The sequence below is a fragment of the Pseudomonas sp. MWU318 genome (genome assembly GCF_016756945.1).
In the GTDB taxonomy this organism is placed as follows: Bacteria; Pseudomonadota; Gammaproteobacteria; order Pseudomonadales; family Pseudomonadaceae; genus Aquipseudomonas; species Aquipseudomonas putida_A.
This window is the reverse complement of the sequence record NZ_JAESJL010000032.1, coordinates 1-454: the sequence shown is the minus strand read 5'-3', so window position 1 is coordinate 454 and position 454 is coordinate 1. Positions and strand designations below refer to the sequence as shown.

Annotated in this window: 1 protein-coding gene; it reads left to right on the top strand. The window is 60.6% G+C overall.

The window, feature by feature from the left end; genetic code table 11:
- Window positions 1–454 (top strand): immunoglobulin-like domain-containing protein (locus JN524_RS27190; protein ID WP_202371319.1); only part of this gene is annotated, 454 nt, incomplete at both ends.

Here is a 454-nt window from a genome sequence, read left to right as displayed (position 1 = left end):
CACCATCGCACCGAACGATGCGCTGACCGGTCATGCGCCTTTGACCAACGCGATCACCAATGTGAGCGGCGGTAACTACGAAAACCTGGTCGCCGACAAAACGCCGGTCAGCACAACCGTTACCGACACTGTCGACACCACCAACCTGTCGCTGAGCGCAACCAACTCGGTCGCCGAGGGTGGTTCGATCATCTACACCGCGACCTTGACCAACGCCGCTGGCTCGCCAGTCACCGTGACCCTGTCGAACGGCGCGGTGATCACCATCGAAGCCGGTAAAACCACTGGCACCGTGACCGTTCCGGCACCTGCCGATGACGTGTACAAAGACGCCGGCACCGTTCAGGCAACGATCACCAACGCTACCGGTGGCAACTTCGAAAACCTGGTGCCGAGCACCGTGCCGGCTGTGACTCAGGTCACCGACACCATCGATACCACCACCGTAAAACTC